Below are 1,541 nucleotides of genomic sequence, written 5' to 3' on the forward strand. Positions count from 1 at the left end.
TCAGGATCAGGCAGAATATGCAGATGAAATCATTAAATTTGTTATTTTCAATTTTTATTGGTTTTGGTGCGCTAGCTACAGAACCAGAAGTGAAACCAACAAAATCTGGATTATATGATGTGGGTGGATTTAAGCTTTATCTGGAATGTTACGAAAATGACAAGCCGCAACTAATACTGGAGCAGGGGTTCGGGCGTTTTGGTTCGGACGGGGTTTGGTTAGAAAATATAAAACGATTAAAAAATGACTTTAGTATTTGTCTGTATGACCGGGCAGGATTAGGTAAGAGCGAAAAAGGTGTAGTTCCTTTTACAGTCAATGACACGGCAAACAGGCTCAGGAGCTTGCTTCAAAAAGCCAACGTCAAAGGGCCATATTATTTTGCAGGCGGTTCATACGCATCTTATATCATCACTGCTTATAACAACCTCTATCCACAAGAGGTAATGGGGGCGGTAATGATTGCACCACCTCCTTTGGGTTACTTTTATACTATGGGTACAAGGTGGCCTGAAGACTTTAAAACAGACAGTCAGGAATTAAAGCGCTTTTATCAGTTTGAGCAAAGTGTTCATAACCCAATGTTTAAGAAAGTTCCTGAAAATGTAGACCATATGAAAAGCTATGAAATACTGACCAATGCAGCTGATTTTGGTAACAAACCTATTATCATTGTGCGCTCTAAGGCAATGGAAGAACGATATGACCCGCCTTTCGTTCCTGACGATATAGCTAAACCAATGGACACGCTTTTCGACGATGCAGAAAACTATTTTAAACGTTTATCTACAAATAGTCGTGTGATCTATTCTGAATCAAAGAAGCACCATCTGCATATAGCAGATCGTGATCTGGTCGTTAACAGCATTAAAGAGCTCGTTGGAAAATGAGGTTAAAAAAACCGTGCCCGATTTACCCGGAACATCATAAGCCCGTGCGTCCGGCGATACTCTTGGTGGCATAACCTTGTCGCGCCTATGTCATACTCTTGTCGTATCAAAAAGAGGGATTTCTCCGTATTGTTCGCTTGAACTTTTTTGAGGAATTGAATCGTGGAAATGCAAATAAATATTGAATCAGTAAAGTCTCAAAGAAACAAACGAGCCTGGAGCCAGACTCAGTTGGCGGATGTCTCAGGATTGAGCTTGAGAACTATTCAACGTATTGAAAAAACAGGTTCGGCTTCTTTGGAGTCAGTCAAGTCTATTGCATCGGTTTTTGAAATAGAGGCAAGTGACTTACAAAAAACAGCTATACCGCCTGTGAAGAAAATGAGAGCTAAGTTAAGCGCATTGCTTGGTGTTATTTCGATTATGCTGTCTGGTTTTTTCGTTTTGACCGCAACTGCTCAACCAGTGATGGTGGATTTACAGTTAAGGTCCAGTGGTGAAACTCTTGCAGATGTGCAAATTCTAAACGAGGATAACGTCGAGAGTGAAGTGCAGATTTCTGACGTGGTAAAAGTTTTATTAACCACAGCAATTGAAAGTAACGATACCATTAAAATCTCTACAAAAGTTTAGAGAGTGTAAAGGATTTTG

Annotated in this window: 2 protein-coding genes; both read left to right on the forward strand. The window is 40.1% G+C overall.

Annotated features, from left to right (window positions below):
- Nucleotides 1-890 (forward strand): alpha/beta fold hydrolase (locus CDA54_RS19350; protein WP_342352412.1); only part of this gene is annotated, 890 nt, incomplete at its 5' end.
- A gap of 168 nt (nt 891-1,058) precedes the next feature.
- Nucleotides 1,059-1,523: a helix-turn-helix transcriptional regulator gene (locus tag CDA54_RS19355; protein ID WP_099036687.1), complete on the forward strand. Its 465-nt coding sequence runs from the start codon at nt 1,059-1,061 to the stop codon at nt 1,521-1,523.
- Nucleotides 1,524-1,541 lie beyond the last annotated feature (18 nt).

It is taken from the genome of Lacimicrobium alkaliphilum, from assembly GCF_002591895.1.
Classification (GTDB): Bacteria; Pseudomonadota; Gammaproteobacteria; order Enterobacterales; family Alteromonadaceae; genus Lacimicrobium; species Lacimicrobium alkaliphilum.